At 42.9% G+C, this 19524-nt stretch carries 16 protein-coding genes; 9 read left to right on the forward strand and 7 right to left on the reverse strand.

Features of this window, described 5'->3' with window-relative positions:
• Positions 1 to 60: 60 nt before the first annotated feature.
• From AC57BQ_RS17585 to AC57BQ_RS17595, 3 genes are all read left to right on the forward strand, one after another.
• On the forward strand, positions 61 to 240 hold the full coding sequence (locus AC57BQ_RS17585; RefSeq protein WP_496407513.1) for a hypothetical protein: 180 nt from the start codon (positions 61 to 63) through the stop codon (positions 238 to 240).
• A 178-nt stretch (positions 241 to 418) separates the two neighbouring features.
• A complete protein-coding gene (locus AC57BQ_RS17590) occupies positions 419 to 802 on the forward strand; it encodes a DUF1634 domain-containing protein (protein ID WP_496407514.1) in 384 nt (127 codons plus the stop codon).
• A gap of 71 nt (positions 803 to 873) precedes the next feature.
• Positions 874 to 1089, forward strand: coding sequence for a KTSC domain-containing protein (locus AC57BQ_RS17595; protein ID WP_496407515.1), 216 nt, complete (start codon positions 874 to 876; stop codon positions 1087 to 1089).
• Positions 1090 to 1093: 4 nt separating this feature from the next.
• On the opposite strand, the gene AC57BQ_RS17600 is transcribed toward AC57BQ_RS17595, so the two are convergent.
• Positions 1094 to 3547, reverse strand: coding sequence for a TonB-dependent receptor domain-containing protein (locus tag AC57BQ_RS17600; RefSeq protein ID WP_496407516.1), 2454 nt, complete (start codon positions 3545 to 3547; stop codon positions 1094 to 1096).
• 269 nt (positions 3548 to 3816) lie between these two features.
• Between AC57BQ_RS17600 and AC57BQ_RS17605 the strand changes: the two genes are divergently transcribed.
• Entirely contained in the window at positions 3817 to 5130 is a 1314-nt protein-coding gene (locus AC57BQ_RS17605) for a serine aminopeptidase domain-containing protein (RefSeq protein ID WP_496407517.1), read from the forward strand.
• A 757-nt stretch (positions 5131 to 5887) separates the two neighbouring features.
• On the opposite strand, the gene AC57BQ_RS17610 is transcribed toward AC57BQ_RS17605, so the two are convergent.
• Positions 5888 to 6355 (reverse strand): DinB family protein, encoded by a 468-nt coding sequence (locus tag AC57BQ_RS17610; RefSeq protein WP_496407518.1) that lies wholly within the window; start codon positions 6353 to 6355, stop codon positions 5888 to 5890.
• Between the two features lie 300 nt (positions 6356 to 6655).
• Here AC57BQ_RS17610 and AC57BQ_RS17615 point away from each other — a divergent pair, with 300 nt between their 5' ends.
• Entirely contained in the window at positions 6656 to 8449 is a 1794-nt protein-coding gene (locus AC57BQ_RS17615) for a DUF885 domain-containing protein (protein ID WP_496407519.1), read from the forward strand.
• Positions 8450 to 8706: 257 nt separating this feature from the next.
• On the opposite strand, the gene AC57BQ_RS17620 is transcribed toward AC57BQ_RS17615, so the two are convergent.
• Positions 8707 to 8964: a hypothetical protein gene (locus AC57BQ_RS17620; RefSeq protein ID WP_496407520.1), complete on the reverse strand. Its 258-nt coding sequence runs from the start codon at positions 8962 to 8964 to the stop codon at positions 8707 to 8709.
• A 155-nt stretch (positions 8965 to 9119) separates the two neighbouring features.
• On the opposite strand from AC57BQ_RS17620, the gene AC57BQ_RS17625 reads away from it, so the two are divergent.
• Positions 9120 to 10040: a DUF6263 family protein gene (locus AC57BQ_RS17625; RefSeq protein ID WP_496407521.1), complete on the forward strand. Its 921-nt coding sequence runs from the start codon at positions 9120 to 9122 to the stop codon at positions 10038 to 10040.
• 224 nt (positions 10041 to 10264) lie between these two features.
• On the opposite strand, the gene AC57BQ_RS17630 is transcribed toward AC57BQ_RS17625, so the two are convergent.
• The gene (locus AC57BQ_RS17630; RefSeq protein ID WP_496407522.1) at positions 10265 to 10624 is read right to left on the reverse strand and encodes a hypothetical protein; all 360 of its coding nucleotides are present in this window, start codon (positions 10622 to 10624) and stop codon (positions 10265 to 10267) included.
• An 8-nt stretch (positions 10625 to 10632) separates the two neighbouring features.
• Positions 10633 to 11250, reverse strand: coding sequence for a TNT domain-containing protein (locus tag AC57BQ_RS17635; protein WP_496407523.1), 618 nt, complete (start codon positions 11248 to 11250; stop codon positions 10633 to 10635).
• Between the two features lie 465 nt (positions 11251 to 11715).
• Between AC57BQ_RS17635 and ligA the strand changes: the two genes are divergently transcribed.
• From ligA to dapA, 3 genes are all read left to right on the forward strand, one after another.
• On the forward strand, positions 11716 to 13731 hold the full coding sequence (ligA, locus tag AC57BQ_RS17640; RefSeq protein WP_496407524.1) for an NAD-dependent DNA ligase LigA: 2016 nt from the start codon (positions 11716 to 11718) through the stop codon (positions 13729 to 13731).
• Positions 13732 to 13837: 106 nt separating this feature from the next.
• A complete protein-coding gene (locus AC57BQ_RS17645) occupies positions 13838 to 16294 on the forward strand; it encodes a DUF5686 and carboxypeptidase regulatory-like domain-containing protein (RefSeq protein ID WP_496407525.1) in 2457 nt (818 codons plus the stop codon).
• A gap of 152 nt (positions 16295 to 16446) precedes the next feature.
• Entirely contained in the window at positions 16447 to 17325 is an 879-nt protein-coding gene (dapA, locus tag AC57BQ_RS17650; protein WP_496407526.1) for a 4-hydroxy-tetrahydrodipicolinate synthase, read from the forward strand.
• Between the two features lie 77 nt (positions 17326 to 17402).
• Here dapA and AC57BQ_RS17655 read toward each other — a convergent pair whose 3' ends face one another.
• Both AC57BQ_RS17655 and AC57BQ_RS17660 read right to left on the reverse strand, forming a co-directional pair.
• The gene (locus AC57BQ_RS17655) at positions 17403 to 17582 is read right to left on the reverse strand and encodes a BF3379 family histone-like protein (protein ID WP_022830046.1); all 180 of its coding nucleotides are present in this window, start codon (positions 17580 to 17582) and stop codon (positions 17403 to 17405) included.
• A 310-nt stretch (positions 17583 to 17892) separates the two neighbouring features.
• Positions 17893 to 19326 carry a glycoside hydrolase family 125 protein gene (locus AC57BQ_RS17660; RefSeq protein WP_496407527.1) on the reverse strand — a complete coding sequence of 478 codons (1434 nt, stop codon included), beginning with the start codon at positions 19324 to 19326 and terminating at the stop codon, positions 17893 to 17895.
• Positions 19327 to 19524 lie beyond the last annotated feature (198 nt).

A 19524-nucleotide genomic window follows, 5' to 3' on the forward strand; every position in this document is an offset into this window, starting at 1 on the left:
TATTTTCAGAATTTATATCTTCATTTTATAAAAATTCACTTATACTAATTTGTATTTCTTATGAAAAAACTAAAATTAAAAACGATTGACCTTGGAACTAAAAAAGTGCTTACGAGAGCTGAGTTGAAAAATGTACTGGGTGGCTTACGGGGCGAATCATGTACTGAAAATTCAGATTGCGGCACTCATCAATGCAGTTATTTAGGTAACCCTGAGGGCAACACTGGTACTTGTAGATAACAAGACTAAGTAATACATTTTTAGGAGAGATGATTATATAATCCTAATTAAACTTTGAAAATGTATTACTTAGTTTTTATAGTCAAATTTGGATAAAAGCTGGCTTTTTTTTATTCAGATTTATCTATAATCTATGCTAATAGCCTAATACTTAGGAATCAATAACACAAGTGAACTAATGAACAAAACCTTTAGAGATACCGACATGCAGGCCGTTATCGGCTGGATATTACGCCTTGGGGTGCTGCTGTCTATGAGCATTATTTTCATTGGGGGCATCATATACCTATACAGGCACGGCCAGGTTACTGCTGATTACCATACGTTTAAAGGCGTTCCTGATTTTGTACATAATACCAGGGGCATATTCAATGGTATCATTACTTTCAGGGGCAGGGCCATTATACAGGCCGGTATTATTTTGCTTATTGCCACGCCCATTATAAGGGTAATATTTTCGGCCATCGGTTTTATACTCGAAAAGGATTACCTGTACATTGGCATTACCTTGCTGGTTTTACTCATCATTACGGCCAGTATGCTTAGTGGTCATGCTGGTTAAATCCCTAAGCAATAATTAATTATAAATTAATTATTTAAAACTTTTTCCCGTCAACATATATTACAACATATATGCAGCGGCATGTAGTTGAATCATCAGCATTAAATAGCCTTGGCTACGATCCCTCAGCCAAAATTTTAGAAGTAGAGTTCAGGGATAGTGGCGATGTATGGCAGTATTTTGGATTTCCGGTGGCTGCTTATCAAAAATTCATCAATTCTGACTCCCTGGGTAATTATTTTTCCACTAAAATAAAAGGTAAATACCCCGAATTACGTATCAGGTAATCAACTAATTATTACCACCTGTACGACGTTGTTCATCATCACTGCCGGTATTATGTTTAATGGCCGATTTAACTGAGGTTTTACCAAAACGGTACGTAAAATTGATCATCACCCTGCGGGTTTCCCTTTTATCGATACCGGTAAGATCAACATTCTGATACCTTACATTATATCGATACCGATCGCTGTTAAAAATATCAATAACGCTTAATTTTAAATTACCGCGTTTATTAAATACCTGCTTGCCTATACCTGCGTTTACCCAATACTGTTGTTTAAGCTCATTTGTTCCATATAGTGTAGGCGATTCATATCTTCCGGATACTTCGGCGCTTATGGTATTGCTTAATGTAAAATTCTGTGTTGTTGTAAAAATAATATCCTGCATACCCCGGTTAAAATTACCATATATAGCATAGGAGGTATAACGCTGATAGGAAGCATCCAGGTTAAAATTACCATTCCACCAGCTATTAAATTGAACGGGGGCGTAAAATGTTGCCCCATAAACGAATACTCTGCCAAAATTCCGCTTGATGGTTATATTAACTTTTGACGAATCATTTTGCTCATATATCGGAAAATCATACACATCATTGGTCACATTATAATATAAAGTGGTTATAAATTTGTCGTTATAGGTATGTGACAGTTGTATAGAATTGGTATACTCCGGTTTTAAATTAGGATTACCGGAAGTATAGTCATACAGGTCGGAATAATATAAAAAAGGATTGATAGCCTGGTAATCCGGCCGTTCTATACCCCGGTTATAACTTAGGGTTAGCACGTTTTTCTTATTCACCTCATAATTGAGTTGCACTTGCGGAAACAGGTTAAAATAATTATTCTTGTTGGTTACGTTTTTGGTTTGATCCATTGCTACCGAACTACCTGTGGTGTTTGTTTTTTCGGCCCGCAGCCCGGTGGTGACATCAAGTTTTCCTATTTTACCAACGTAATTTAAATAAGCCGCGCTTACAATTTCGGTATAAATAAAACGATTGGTATAGTCCGGATCGGGCTGATAAGTATTATTTACCAGCGGACCAAAAATCAAATTGTTATTACTTTGAACATGATTATATTTCACACCGGCCTCCAATCTGGAGGTTTTTGAAAGGGGATTTACGTAATCTATCTTCCCCGTCCATATATGAATATCAGAAGGCGAAAGATTTTCCAGTTGCAACGAGTCTCGATATTTTACGCCGGCTGGGGTGTAAAAATTATTGGTTATATACTCATTCGAGTGGCGATGATAGGTTGAATAATTCGCATCGGCCGACAGCGTTTTACCGCTTTTGTCCAACACACCGTTATAATTGATATTATAATTCAAGAAACTGCTCTCCCTGTCAAGTGTTGATCTGGCAATGATCACAGAGTCAAGTTGTTTTTGGTTGGATATTTTCAGATTATTATTCTTTAAAAAATTATCTTCCCGCACAATCCCACTCACCAGCACACCTATAGTTTGTTTAGGAGCTATGGTATAATCTGCTCCGAGCCTAAAATTGTGATTGTGAATTTTTGAGATACTATTATAATCAACATTATAATTACTTAAAATATCTTTATAAATAATATTCCGGTTAGTGTTAAGGTACCTGTTGGTTTTGTTATCATCAAACGTATAATTACCAAAAACATTAAGCTTTGCCGAGCGGTTGTTAAATGTGATGCCTGCCCTGCTCTTGTAATATTTACCATATCCGCCACCCAGTGTAACGGTACCATTGGAGCCAATATTAGTCCCCTTTTTTGAAATGATATTGATGATCCCCCCTCCCGACGCGTCATATTTTGCCGATGCGCTGGTGATCATTTCTATCTGATCAATAGTACTGCTTTGCATGCTGCGTAACAGGTTTACCAGATCGTCGCCGGTTAAGTTGGTCGGTTTGCCATCAATGGTGATCAGGGCTGGTTGCCTGCCGCTGATCATCAGGGTTTCGTTGGTGCTGTTGACATGCACACCTGGCGACTGCCGAAGAATGTCATAAGCCGAGTTTCCTTCGGCGGTTAAGCTACTCTGTACGTTAAGTACTATCTTCCCGGACTTTACTTCAATATATGGCCTTTTAGCAACCACTTTAACCTCCTGTAGTTGATTGCTTATCCGCTTCAGCACTATATTTTCGACCGATATAGTTTGCCCTTCTAATACTTTATATGGATTTGAATAAACCTTATTACAGCCTATGCTGGTGGCTAAAAGGAGATATGCACCCGGAGCGATATTGGCGAACTCGAAATTACCAGCGGCATTTGCCAGGCCCGACTGCACTACCGATGAGTCGGCAGCTTTCAATAAAACAACGGTAGCAGCCTCGGCAGCCTCCTTGTTTTCCATCAGAACTTTGCCCTGTATTGCAGAAAGTTTTGTTTGCGCGAAAGAAAAAAAACACATCCCGACCAAAAATGCCGAGAATAAGCCCCCAAATAAAACCTTCATTAATAAGTAGTGTAGAAATTTCCTATAATCCCGATCTGCTATTGTACCGCAATATAGTAACAATATATTAAACCGTATAAATCAGATATTGGTAATTCTACGATACTTAAATAATAAATGTTGCCGGTATTTTAATTTTTATAATTTAGTGACAACCTGCAAATGCTATCTTTTTTTAAGTGAACATCTGTACCCAATAAGCTAAAAACAATCAATTTTTATTTAATTTCGGCCCAACAGACCACCATACTGTTTTGATTACCATAAACATGAAGAAAATAAGCCTTTTTATCCTGACCATTTGTTGTTTTACAACCAGCATTATAGCAGCGGCACAACCGGCACCAGCTAATTATGCAGTTGCCTTAAGCAAGTTTAAACGACTATACAATGCCAGTCAGCCTGATAGCATATTTAATATGTTTAGTTCCGAAATGAAGGCGGCTTTACCTGCCGACCAGTTCAAGACTACTACTGTACAGTTAAGATCACAGCTCGGCGACCTTACCGATGCTGATTTTGTAAAGTATGAAGCGCCGTTGGCCTACTATAAAGCTACTTTTCAAAAAGGTACCTTTTTGTTGAACCTTTCGGTAAACTCACAAACCCAGTTTACTGGTTTGCTTTTAAAACCTTACCAGGCCCCCGCAACTGAAGCCACTAAGGTAACCTCAACTTTACCTACCGACCCATCTGTAACCGAATCGCCAATAACCTTAAAAACCTTTTCGGGATCCATTTCGGGTACATTGGCTATGCCTAAAAACGCGACCGACAAAATTCCGGTTGTGCTTATTATTGCTGGTTCGGGTCCAACAGACCGCGACGGCAATAGTCCTAAACTGGGCTTAAACGGCAATACCTATAAAATGATTGCCAACGAATTGGGTAAGGACGGTTTTGCCTCCCTGCGTTATGACAAGCGCCTGGTTGGTCAAAGTGTAAGCTCTACCAAAGAGAACGAACTGCGCTTTGAGGATTATGTTGACGATGCCGTAGGACTCATCAACATGCTGAATGATGATCAGCGTTTTTCAAAGATCCTTATCCTGGGTCACAGCGAAGGATCATTGGTGGGCATGATGGCCGCTAATGGTCAGCCAATTAAGGCGTTCATTTCCGTAGCCGGAGCAGGCGACTCGGCTGATAAGATCATGACCGAACAGATGAAATCAAAAGGCGCCCTGATATCCGATGGCTTTAACCGCATGCTGGATAGTTTGAAGAAAGGCAAAACCACCGATAATATCGACCCTTCCCTTTACCCGTACGCCAGGCCAAGCATACAAAAATACCTCATGTCGTGGTTCAGGTATAACCCTATCCGCGAGATCAAAAAGATAAAAATACCTATCCTCATTGTTCAGGGTACAACAGACTTGCAGGTAACTGTGGCCGATGCCGAAAAACTAAAGAAAGCTAAATCAGACGCGGTGCTGGACATTATCCCGGGGATGAACCATATCCTGAAAGATGCCCCTGCCGATAAGGATAAAAATATAGCCACCTACAACGAACCCGAACTACCACTAAAACCCGAATTTGTAAAAGCCCTGATCAGCTTTTTAAATAAGCAGAAGTAAAATGTTAAATGAACCGGCGTTAAAACTTTTTAAACCTTAAATTTTAACACTTTTCTGCTCAAAAACGGGCCAAAAACGCTTGAAAATTGATTCAAAACCATCGATTTTAACACTTTTTAACAAATTTTAACACGGTTTTGATGTGTTTTAAAAACTTTAAAAAGTATTAAATAACTGATATTCAAATAACTACATATAAAACAGTCGATTTTTGTCCTTGTTTTGTCCTTAACCAAACAGCCCGGTCCTCTGATAATAGAGAACCGGGCTGTCGATTTATATAAATATACGAAAATTCCGGCAGAATATGCAGGCCTTTTATCAACTCTGATGTCATGCCCCCACTTTTTGATTTTTTCACAAACAGCTTGTATTTAAATTGCCTGTGAGGGACCCACACAAGTGTTCGGAAGAAATAAAAGGGTTGTCATTTCGAACGAGGCACGAGGAGAAATCTTCTGCTGTATGCAATCGGACTTTGCATACAGCAGAAGATTTCTCTTTCGCACAGCGCTCAACCCTACCTATGCTCTATCGAAATGACAACTTTTTTATTATTAGAAATATAATCTTCAGAACACTTGCCTGTGAGGACACACACAGGCAATGGAAGAAAACTGATTGGCTAAACCCCTTCCTCCCCTTCCCCAAGGAAGGAATCGCACATCCCCATCCTTTTAAAAGTTTTTCCTTCATTATTCGATATTCAACATTCCATGTTCAATATTAAAATTCCTCCTTCAGGGGGCAAGGGGGCTCACCACGCGCCCATCAGCCTTCTGATCACAATAATTTCGGCCACATGGTAAGCGTTATGATCAGCAACCTGCAAAGCCTCGCGCAGGATGGTTTGCCCATCGCCATGCGGTATTTTACTATACAGATCGCCGGTTTTTATTAAGCCGGCCAGCTCGTCCCGGTCAAGATCTATCTGTTTTACCGACTTTTCCCAGGCCTCATCATTTTTTGGCGCGGTTTCTTTAGGCCAGTAATCATCGGGCCAATTCGGCGATTCATGACTGCCATCCTTACTAAACTCCAGCATATCCCATTGGGCAATCCGGATATGCTCAACCAATTGCCAAATGCTATAAGGCAGCTTATCGGGCTTCGCTCCGCGCAAATCGGCAGGTAAGTCTTTCAGCGCACGTTTCAGATCCGCATGGGCATTGCCCCCGTTCAGCAGGTGCAGCAATTCATCTATCAATATCTGGTGTTCTTTCATCCTAATTAGTGATTTGGGGACATTGAGACTTCTGGACTTTGGGACACTTGGACTAAGAGAGTAAAGACTTTGGGAACAAAGATATTTGGAACAAAAAGCAAGAGGTGAAAGATCAAAAAAATCTTCTCCCATAATCCAAAAGTCCATAGTCTAAAAGTCCCAATATCTTTGCTCTAAAAGTCTTAAAGTCCAAAAATCCCAGAGTCCAAAAGTCCAATAAAGTAACAAATTAATCTATGGTTTGATTTATATGCCTTAAATGTTTTAAGTTTATCGTGCATTATTAAATCTTTTTGTCCCGTGATCATAAAAAATATATTCGTAAGGTTGGCTTTGGCCGTTATTATTTTCCTAATTGCTTTTACCGGCTGTAAAAAAGACATGGGCGGTGGCGGCAGCGGCGCGCTATTGGGTAAGGACGACGCGGCTTTTGTCACTTATGAAAACTCCTTCCTGGAGCATTTATGGAAACTGAATCCCGACTGGGCCACTTCGGTAGGTTATCATAAGTACGACAGCTTATTGTACATCCCCAGCGAACAAAGCCGGAGCAAAATGCTGGAGTTTGTCAAATTCCAGATCGATTCACTAAGTCGTTTTGAGGTGAACACACTTAACGAGAGCAACCGGGTTGATTATAAAATAATGCAAAACCAGCTGGATTATACCCAATGGCAAATTGAACGCCTCAAATCATACGAGTGGAATCCATCGTCATATAACGTTATCAGCACCTTCGCCTATATGCTCAATGAGCATTATGCCCCCCTCACTAAGCGCATGCGTAACTTTTATCAGCGCCTGGCTGGTGTACCCGCTTATTATAAAGAGGCGCAGAAACAAATTAAAAACCCGGTTACCGAACTTACTTCGCTGGCTATTGAACAAAACCTGGGCGGACTGGATGTGATCGATAAGGATTTTGCCGACTCGCTCAAAAAAACCGACATACCCAAAGCCGAAAAGAAGCTGATGACCGATCGTGCCGCGCTTGCGGTGCAGGCCATCAAAGGCTATACCGATTGGCTCAAGGCTTTAAAAAACGATCACCCACGCAGCTTCCGCCTGGGGAAAGATTTGTATGAAGATAAATTTAAGTACGAAAACGTGGCCGCCAGCAATGGGCAGCAAACCTATAACGCGGCCATGCTGCGTAAAAAATATCTGCACGGCCAGATGGCCAAAATAAGCCGCGACCTATGGCCAAAATATTTTGGCAGCAAAGCGATGCCTGGTGACACGTTAACACTCATTAGGGCCATGATCGATACCCTCTCGTCTAAACACGTGAAGCCTAATGATTTTCAGTCGGCCATTGTGCAGCTGATCCCCAAGCTAAAAGATTTTGTAAAAACCAAGGACCTGCTTACGCTTGATCCTACCAAACCGCTTATTATCCGTAAAGAACCTGGCTATATGGCCGGTGTAGCCGGCGCTTCCATGAGCGGCCCGGGTCCGTATGATAAAAACGGTAACTCCTATTACAACGTAGGCAGCCTTGCCGGCTGGAGCCCGGAGAAGGCCGAAAGTTATTTGCGCGAGTATAACCAGTACATCATCCAGATACTGAGCATTCACGAGGCTGTACCGGGCCATTATGTGCAGGGTGTTTATGCCAACAAAGCGCCAAGCATTATCAAATCGGTATTTGGCAATGGCGCCATGAACGAAGGCTGGGCGGTATACACCGAAGAAATGATGCTGGATAACGGCTATGGCAACAACGAGCCCGAAATGAGGCTGATGTGGTATAAATGGCACCTGCGCTCGGTTTGTAATACCATACTGGATTACAGCGTGCACAGTGGCGATATGACCAAAGAACAGGCTATCAAATTACTGACCGCCGAAGCATTTCAGCAACAGGCCGAAGCCGAAGGTAAATGGAAGAGGGTTAGCGTGAGCAGTGTACAGCTCACCAGCTATTACACCGGCTACAAAGAGATCATTGACCTGCGCGATGCCTACAAGACAAAAATGGGCGATAAATATAAACTGAAGGATTTTAACGAGAAATTCCTGAGCTACGGCAGCGCCCCGGTTAAGTTTATTAAAGAGGCCATGCTGGCCAAACCGGCTGCGAGTAAGAATTGATGCGGAAGTCGACTCATCGGATCTGCGCTTCTTCATTTCTCCAACATGTCATTGCGAGGAGGTACGACGAAGCAATCTCCTCGCTTGTTTACAAATGAGGAGATTGCTACGCTCGCAATGACATGATTGGTAAAGTTTATAGAAAGTTTAATTGATAGAGGTTTCCTAAAAAAAGAGATAGCCCATGAATAATAAAAACTCATGGACTATGAACCATAAGCCATCACCCATGAACTATCAAATTCTTGTATGCCTTATTATGCGTAATGATTTTTGTAATGATGTATTATCTGATGCTTCAGCTGGGCTAATACGTTATCTTCCAGCTTGCCATGGCAGCAAACCACGTTATGTTTGCTATTATCCAGATCAACTTCTGCAATAACTTTACCCTGATCAACCACGCGGAATCGTCCTGCTTCATTTGGTAAAACGGCTACAATGCGTTCATCATCCTTAAAATTGATCAACACATGAAACTGGTGCTGCGGTATAAATGCTATTTGCTGTAACATAAAAACCCCCTTTCCGTTGTTAAAAATATACTAATGAAATATAAAGAGCATTGATTACTATAAAGTTAACGAAATTACTTTTAAATAATTGTTATGTTTTACTGCATTTTTTGATGCAGATTTTTGTAATAACTTTAACCCGCAACAAATACACTATGAAATATCTTTTTAGCCTGCTTTTAATATCCGGCATCAGCCTGTCGGCTCAAGCGCAAAAAATAAAACTGGCCCTGCACCTCACCAAGGGCAACACCTACAACATGGTTACCAATACCACATCGGCTATTAAGCAAACCGTTAATGGGGTGGATAACCATATCGAGATCACCATTAGCGGTACCACCTCATTCAAGGTGTTGAATGCTGATGATTCGCTGTATTATATGGAGGTTAATTATAAAAGCCTGTCCTTAAAAATGCAGCTCCCCAACGGCCCCGTGAACTATGATTCGCAAAAGAAAGACCCGAACGATTTTATGTCGAGCATCCTGGGTGGCCTGGTGAACAAACCTTTTACGGCAACATTTACCAAAAGCGGCAAAGTGAAGTCGGTTGAGAATGTAGAGAACATGATCTCCGCGGTATTGGACAGCTTCCCGCAGGTACAGGGGCCGCAGAAAGAGCAGATCAAGAATCAGTTCCTGCAATCATTCGGCGCCAAGGCCATTAAAGGAAGTATTGAGCTGGCTACAGCAGTTTTCCCGGAGACACCGGTATCTAAAAACGACAAGTGGACAATCAACACCAGCCTGGAAAGCGCCATGTCGGCAAAGGTAAGCACCGTTTACCAGTTAACCGATATCAGCCCGACCAGCTATGTGATCCATGGTGAAGGCACGCTGGCTACCAACGCCGCCGATGATTTTAAAAAGGTAGGCGAGATGCCCATGAAGTATAATATGACCGGCACCATGACCGCCGACATTAAAGCCGATAAAGTGACCGGCTGGATCAGTGAATCCAAAAGCAAACAGGTGATCAGCGGTACGGTGGATATCAAAGATAACCCCAAAGTACCTGGCGGCGTTAGTTTCCCAATGAGTGTAGTGAATGAATCGGTAACTACGGATAAGTAATAGGCATATCTGTATAACACAACACGGCGGGCAGTAATAAAAAACACGTCATTGCGAAAGCCCCCTCTAAGTCTCCCCCAAAGGGGGAGACTTCAAAAAAGAGTTTTAAAGCCCTCGCCTTTGGAGAGGGTTGGGTGAGGCTACCTGCAATGACGCGTTGGTGAAAATTCTACTTTTGTCCCCTCAGGGTCTCCTGAAAGGGAGCCTGAGGGGCAGGGCAGTCCTTATTTAACCACCCACACCCCTTCCAGGTACAGCTTATACCGTGTTGGCTGAAATTCGCCGTAGGCAAAAACAACAACCGTTTTACCTCTTTTAAAGTAATACAGCTTCAGGTTATCGCTGCCTCGGTATTGGTGTAAAAAGCCGCCATCGGGGGTAAAATCACCTGTTTTGATAATGGATTCAAAATCATCATCGCCAATAACTCCGCGCAGATCCTCAAAATCATGTTTGACAGCATCATCAAATGCAATAGCGCCCCCAAGGTCTGTTTTGGTATCCGGTTGAAAGGAGCGGGGTACAACATCCTGTTCGTTTCCGTCAAAGATCAATGATCCTATCTTCTCATATTTTGTGATCATGGCTTTTGTTATTTAGTTTTTTTCTCTTCTGCTATATAACCTTCTTTTTTAAGGTCGTTAATAATATACGGCGTTTCGTACTGGATACCTAAACCCGGTTTACCAAACCAGGGGATAATGGTACCCTGCCTTACATTAGGTATAGGTTTCAATGTTTTATAAACACGGTAAGGCGAATTTAGTGTTTTATCGGGTAAAGCACGCTGCGGAAAAGGCACGCCGGTTTTGGATACGAAGGTACCACGGTCCTGGAACACGCTGTCGGCATCAAAATAACCGCCGTAACGATCAATGTCGATACCGGCAGGCAAGGTTACTATTTTCAGATCCACCGCGCCGCGGTTTGGCGGCCAGCCGCCGTTCAGGTTGTTAGCGGTAAAGAACTGCTCCAGTTGGGTCCATTTTTCTTGTTTCCAGAGCCTCCAGGCGGTGTCGGCCAGTGGTTTTTTGGTGCTGTCGGCAAAGTCCGATACCGATTTTACAAAGTCGGCATAGGCAATACCCCTTACCAGGCCATTTTTTTGGTGACCTTTAGCATGATGCGGGTGATGTTTTTTGGATACCTGTGCCTGTGCAAAGAAAGGCATCAGCAAAACTGCCAATAGCAGTAGTCTAATTTGTTTCATTTTTGTTTTGGTTTAAGTTGACTAATAATTAAATATGCCATAAATATTACACATAACGAAATTAAGCATTTAATATTAAGCAATAATTAAACTTTTCATTCATTTTATATTCCCTAAAACCAGTTTTATAAAGGTGTGGGTGAATTGTGGCGGAGTGTCGACTCACACCGTCTGCGCTTTGCGGCAAAGAGAAATAAAACGCCTTTTCTCCCGCGCGTCATTGCGAGGAGGAACGACGTGGCAATCCCCAATATGCAGGGCGTCTCTGTAAGTCGGGGATTGCCACGCTGCGCTCGCAATGACGTTACTTTTTGATATTTTGTTGGCCCCCTCTTTCCGCCGCAGGCGAAGAGAGGAATGTCGAGCGCAGCGATGACGGGGTGAGTTTACCGCGCGACAATTTGAACTGCACCAGTTTTATACTTTGTAAACTATGAAATAAAGTAATTTCTTAACTTCGCATCTATGTCACCAGCGGAAGCCAAAAACCAGATCAAGGCCTTAACAACCGAGTTAAAACAGCACAACTACAACTACTATGTGCTGGCCATGCCTACCATTGCCGATTTTGATTTCGATAAGAAATTAGAGCAGCTGAATAAGCTGGAAAAAGAATTTCCGGAGTTTGCCGATCCGGATTCGCCTACGCAAAAAGTTGGCGGCGACATTACCAAGGAGTTTGTGACTTACAGGCACCGCTGGCCCATGCTGTCATTAGGCAATACCTATAACGAGCAGGAACTGCTTGATTTTGACCAGCGCATCCGCAAGGCCATCGGCGATAATTTTGAATATGTGTGCGAGCTGAAGTTTGATGGCCTGTCCATGAGTTTAACTTATGAAGATGGCAAACTGGTACGCGCCGTAACCCGTGGCGACGGTGTGCAGGGCGACGAAGTGACCACCAACGTACGCACCATTAATACCATCCCTAAAAGGCTGCATGAGGGCAGCGAATACCCCAGCTATTTTGATATACGCGGCGAGGTTTTCATGCACCGCAAAGCCTTTGAGCGCCTCAATAACGAACGTTTGGAGAGTGGAGAGGTTGCGTATGCCAATCCGCGCAACTTTGCCTCAGGCACCATTAAAATGCAGGATTCGGCAGAGGTTGCTAAACGCCCGCTGGATTGTTTCCTCTATTTTCTGTATACCGAAAAGCCCGTATATAAAACCCATTGGGAAAGCCTGCAGGCTGTTAAAAGCTGGGGCTTCCATACCAACGAGCATAGCCGCCTTTGTGGTAATATTGATGAGGTATTTGAGTTTATAGCCAAATGGGATAAGGACCGGTTTGGCCTGAGCTATGATATTGATGGCATCGTGATCAAGGTAAATAACTACTCGCAGCAGCAGGAGCTTGGCTTTACGGCCAAATCGCCGCGCTGGGCCATAGCCTATAAATTTAAAGCCGAACGGGTACAGACCGAACTGTTGAGCGTAAGTTACCAGGTTGGTCGTACGGGCGCTGTTACTCCGGTAGCCAATTTAAAGCCGGTATTGCTGGCTGGTACCACCGTTAAACGGGCCACCCTGCACAATGCCAACGAGATCATCCGACTGGACCTGCACGAAGGCGATACCGTTTTTGTGGAGAAAGGCGGCGAGATCATCCCGAAGATCATCAGCATAAACCCCGAAAAAAGGGCGCAGAACGCCGTACCCGTAGTATACCGTACCACCTGCCCTGCCTGCGATACTCCGTTGGAACGTAAAGAAGGCGAAGCTGCTTTTTACTGCCCGAATGATGAAGGCTGTCCACCGCAAATTGTGGGCAAAATGCAGCACTTTATAGGTCGTAAGGCTATGGATATTGACGGTCTGGGCGACGAGACCATCGAAACCCTGTATTCGCGTGGGTTCATCAGCCATATCAGTGATATTTATAAACTGCATGAACACGCCGATGAATTAAAGCAGATGGATCGTTTTGGCGATAAGTCGATCACCAACATGCTGGATGGTATCGAAAAGTCGAAACAGATGCCTTTTGAAAAAGTACTGTTTGGCCTGGGTATCCGCTACATTGGCGAAACCGTTGCCAAAAAACTCGCTATCCATTTTAAATCGATCGACGGACTGATGGCTGCCACTCAGGAAGAACTGGTAACCGCCGACGAGATTGGTGAGCGTATAGCCCAAAGTCTTGTTGATTATTTCGCAGACGAAAAACACCGGGAAGAAATTGAGAAATTAAAAGCGCTCGGTTTACAATTTGTTGCCGACATCAAAGAAGTAAAACTAGCCAGTGAAAAATTAAGCGGACAAAGCTTTATCATATCCGGCGTATTTGAAAAATTCTCACGAGATGAGTTGAAGGATCTGATAGAGCAAAACGGCGGTAAAATACTGAGCAGCATATCGGCCAAACTCAGCTACCTGGTTGCCGGCGATAACATGGGTCCAGCCAAACTGGAGAAAGCGCAGAAACTAAATATCCCTATCATCAGTGATGAGGAACTATTGGCGATGATTGGTTAGTTGATCAGCGAGCGTCGGGCTGGTTTTGTCAATTTCACATTATTTAACAAAACTGTGTTGTAACATTTAGTAATTAAGCTTCATCTTAGCTTAAACTACCTGTTAAATGAGATCAGCCTTATTATTTGCCTTATTTTTAATATCGGGCGCCCGTGTTTTTTCGCAACAGCTTAACATCAGCGGCAAAATAACCGACGAGCATAACCAACCCGTTCCTTTTGCATCCATCTATGTCAAAAACACATCCAAAGGAACCTCGGCCAATAGCGAAGGGATGTACCAGCTGCAATTAAGCGCCGGTAACTATGAGCTGCAATACAAAGCAGTGGGCTATGGCCAGCAAAGTCGCCAGGTAAACCTTACCGCTAACCAGGTGATCAATATCTCGCTCCAAGCCGAAACCTACCAGCTTAAGGCGGTGACCATTCATGCCGGCGGCGAAGACCCCGCTTATGACATCATCCGCAAAGCCATCAAAAAACGTAAAACTTACCTGAACGAGGTTAAAGCCTACACCTGTGATATCTATATCAAAGGACTTCAAAAGCTACTGGCCGCACCCAAAAAGTTCCTGGGTTTTGATGTGCAGAAAGCTACTAATGAGGCTGGGCTTGACTCCAACCGCACAGGCATCGTTTATCTGTCAGAATCCGAATCGAAATATAGCTTTATACGACCCAACAAGGTACATGAGGTGCAGGTATCCTCCAAAGTATCGGGGCAAAACCGGTCCTTCAGTTTTAACCGGGCATCAGACATGGCTGTTAATTTTTATGAGAATTTTGAAACCTGGGATGGCCTGAGCAATCGCCCGCTGGTATCGCCCATTGCTGATAATGCCTTGTTCTATTATAATTACAAATGGATGGGGCTCACTGTAGAAAACGGCGAAACCATCAACAAGATACAGGTAACTCCTAAACGTGCGCATGACCCTTGCTTCGAGGGCTATATTTATATACTGGATGATAGCTGGCGGTTATCGGCCCTGCAACTGTTCATTACCAAAAAAGCCAATATCAATTTGGTTGATACACTTAAAGTAAACCAACAGTTTTACCCGGTAAATAATAATATAGCCTGGATGCCGGCCAGTATTAAGTTTGAATTTACCGGGGGCTTATTAGGTTTTAAAGTTGGAGGTTATTACATTTCGATATATAAAAATTACGACCTGGAACCCAGCTTTGCCAAAACCAATTTTGCCGAGGTTTTGCGTATAGACAAGGGTACTCATAAAGATTCGGCCTACTGGAATCAGCAGCGCCCTATCCCCCTCACTGGCGAAGAACAAACCGACTATGTCAATAAAGATAAACTGGCCCGTAAACGCGAATCAAAACAATACCTCGACTCATTGGATAAAGCTAATAATGAGGTAAAACCGATGGGTATATTACTTACAGGGGTTGACATTCGGAACCGGTATAAAAAGGAAACGTTCCATTATGATGGCCTGCTGAGTTCGGCGCTTTATAATACGGTAGAAGGTTTCGCGATCAACTACGGCGTATCCTACAGCAAGGTGATCGACACACTTAATAATCGTTCGCTGATGTTGGATGGCCATCTGCGTTATGGCTTTTCTAATCATTTGTTCAATGGCACTCTTGGTTCGAGTATACCTGTAGGCCAGCGGTTTACACTTGGCATTCGCGGTGGATCAGACATAACCGACCTCAATAATCAGCAGCCGGTATCTACACTGGTTAATTCGCTGTACAGTTTATTTGAGCGGCAAAACTATCAGAAGCTGTATCAAAAGCAATTTGTATCGGCTTCACTATCTGGTCGCGTTGTGGGCGGATGGCTGGCAGGCGCAACGGTAGAATGGGCCAACCGCAAATCACTGGGCAACAGTACTACCTATAGTTTCTTTAGTCCGCAAAACCACCAGTTCACCTCCAACAACCCTTTGAACCCGGCACTGGATGTTCCTTTGTTCCCGGAAAACCAATCGTTCAAAATAGCTTTACGCACCAGCTATAATTTTAGCGATCAGTATGAAACCTATCCTTCCGGTCGCCGGTACTTGCCATCAAAATATCCTACCATCGGTATAAATTATACCAAGGGCATAAAAAATGTACTGGGATCAGACGTTGATTACGACCTGCTGAGCGCCGATATATCCAAATCAAACATTGATATGGGCTTTTATGGCAAAACTTCCTTTTTTATAGGCGCGGGCAAATTTCTAAACGCTAATAAATTATACTTCCCGGATTATAAACATTTTGACGGTAACCAGTTATTGGCCTATACTCCCGGCATCAACCGGTTCCTGTTGTTAGATTATTACAACTTCAGCACACCCGATAAATATGCCGAAGGTCACCTGGAGCACAATTTCATGGGTTTTATCACCAACAAGATCCCACTCATCCGCAAATTGAAGTTGCAGGAAATTGTAGATGTAAATTACCTGTATACCCCTACGCTTAAAAATTATACCGAGCTGGGTTTTGGTCTACAATATTTAAATATCAGACTGATGTATGGCAAATCATTCAACAGCGGCAGCAACACCAATTCGGCCATCAGACTGGGGGTCTCTTTTTAGTATCAAGTAGCTAGTATCAAGTATCAAGACTTTAATATAAATCAGAGAGTAGCATCCTTATATCAAAATATCAAAGTCGGCCAGGGTATCTTGATACTTGATACTAGCTACTTGATACTAAAACGCTATATTAGCATCCTTTAATTTTACTCATGAATATATTTTACGGAACAGGGGTAGCCATGGTGACCCCTTTTCAGGCGGATGGTCAAGTTGACTACGAGGGTTTAAGAAACCTTATTGAACATTTGATTGATGGCGGGGTGCAATACCTGGTATCATTAGGTACAACCGGCGAAAGCGCCACATTGAATGCCGACGAGCGAAAGCAGGTTTGGGCATTTACTGCGGAAGTTGTCAAGAAGCGCGTAAATCTGGTTGCCGGTATAGGCGGTAATAATACTCATGAAGTAGTTGAGCAAGTAAAAGAGTTTGATGTTACCGGATACGATGCCATACTATCATCAAGCCCACATTATAACAAACCTACCCAGGAAGGTATCTATCAGCACTATAAAGCTATAGCGCAGGCAGCACCGCTTCCGGTAATTTTATATAACGTACCCAGCCGCACCGGCAGCACTATTGCTGCGGAAACAACCGTGCGCCTGGCCCGTGATTTTAAAAACATCATCGGTATTAAAGAGGCTTCGGGCAATTTCGACCTGTTTAACCACCTGATGCGCGATAAGCCGGAGGAGTTTTTAGTGATATCTGGCGACGATCCGGTTACCTTGCCTATGATGGCCATGGGAGCTGTAGGTGTGATATCGGTTATTGGCAATGCTGTACCAAAACCATTATCGGCTATGATCAGCCTGTTGCTGAACAACGATTACAAAGCCGCGCAAAAAATAAATGCCAGCCTGGTTGAGTTTACCCGACTAATGTTTGTGGAAGGCAATCCGGCAGGTGCCAAAAATGCCCTGAAACATCTGGGTGTTTGCGATGAACACCTGCGCCTGCCGCTGGTACCTGTAAGCAGCAAAATAGCCGATGCTATTCAGCTGGAAACAGACAAGCTTTCCTGAAAACAGGCAAATTATTTTAAACAAAAAAACCCGGTTATATGATAACCGGGTTTTTTATTGGAATAAGAAAAATCTTACTAAGCTTCTTTATTTTTAGCTTCCTGTACTTCCAGACGGATAGCCTGTGCCAGGTTTTTAAGATCTTGCATGCCTTTACGAACACGTGTTCCGGCTGCACTGTTTCCTTTGTTGTAGAATTTGTCGGCGTCGGCCTCCAATGAAGCTACAAGCTCTTTTACTTCAGTAAATTTTTTCATTTAATTACTCCTTTTAAAATTATTGAGGTTTATTGTTTTAACTAAAGCTAATCTATAATGTTTTTTTTTAATTAAAAATTTTTAAGGCGAAAAAATACTGCCTTAAAAGTGGTTTTTTTCCACATTTTAAGCGATTAATGAATATTTAAGCGGATATATATTATATTAAAAACAAACAGCAATAAAATATTTTTGATAATAATTCAATTATAGATATTAAATACAAAACATAAATTTAAATAATAGTATTTTATATAATTTTAGTTAGAAAAAATCATATTTTAATACAATTCATATATTAAAATCAGTATTAAATGATTTTCTGCAATATATCCGGATAATGTTGATGTGTTTTGATGATCAATTCGCCAAATAAAGTGTTGGCCCAGGCAAACCATTTACGGGTAAAATCATCGGCATTATCCTTATTGAACGACTCATGCATAAAGCCTGTACCGGCATGTGTGGTTTTTAATAATCGCAGACACTCGGTGATCTCGTCTTTATGCGTAGAGGTTAAACCACGCATAATAATAGCCATAGGCCATATATAACCTATACCTACATGCGGACCGCCAATACCTTCGGCTACCTTGCCTTTAAAAAAGTAAGGGTTGTTTTCGCTCAGCACAAACTTACGGGTGTTTTGATACAGCAGGTCGGTAACGGGCAACGAATCCAGGTAAGGCAAGGCCAGTAAACTGGGCACGTTGGAATCATCCATGAATAATTGATTTCCGTAACCATCAACCTCAAAAGCTAATATTTTGCCATATTCCGGGTGTTGGGCTACCGCGTATTTTTTTAACGCGGCGTCAACTTCGGCAGCAAGGGCACGGCAGGCAGAAGACGTTCCGCTATCATTACCGATGGTGGCATACATTTCGGCCATTTGGTTTAAGCTGGTAACCGCGAAATAGTTTGATGGTATCAGGAAAGGATAAATGGTAGCATCATCTGACGGGCGGAAGATAGAACAGATCAAACCAACAGGTTTAACCGGGTTACCATAACCTTTGTTAGGTGCGGTATCACTGGCTACTTCGGTTTTCCGTTGGAAGTGATAAGGGCCTTTGCTCTCTTTACGCTGCTGCTCCTTGAAAGTTTTCAGGATGATTTTACCCGATTTTTGCCAGCTTTCGTCAAAAAAGCTGCTATCACCACTGATCTTCCAGTAATTATAAGCCAGCCTTACAGGGTAACAAAGGGAGTCGATCTCCCATTTGCGCTCATGCAGTTCGGGCTTCATATCGGTGCGGTCGGTATCCCACTCGCTGCCGGTTGGGCCCTGGTTAAAGGCATTGGCATAAGGATCTATCTGTATGCACTTAGCCTGGCGGCTCAGTATACCTTGTATCAACTTTTTAAGCGCCGGATCGGTCTTGATCAGCGGCAGGTATGGCCAAACCTGTGCGGATGAATCGCGCATCCACATGGCGTTAATATCACCGGTAATCACAAACGTATCAGGCTTACCACCAGCTTCGGAATAGTTTACTGTAGTATCCAGGGTATTGGGATAGCAGTTTTCAAACAGCCAGGCCAGCTCCGGATCTTTAATATCTTTTTTCACCTTTTGAATAATGGCCTCAACCGCCTTACTGGTAAATTTACGATCGGCCAGTTTAGGGCGTTTACTTTCAAACGCGGGCAAAGTGCTGGCAAATAATGACGGTGTAACACCCAGGGTAATACCTGCGGCGGCCACGCCGTTCAGTTTGATGAAATGTCTTCTGGTGAGCATAAAGATTTTTTAATGGTAGCTGTAAAAATATAAAAGCCTTTGATTATCCGAAAGATATTAGGATTTTATTTTAAAAGGTTTTAGCAACAATGGGAGGGCTGTCATCCTGAGCCCGTCGAAGGATCGCGCGCAGAGGCCCACCCACCATGCTTCGACAGGCTCAGCATGACACCGCCCTTTATGAAACAGCAAAGGCGC

Source organism: Mucilaginibacter sp. BGA-UO-ETr-C110 (genome assembly GCF_059567985.1).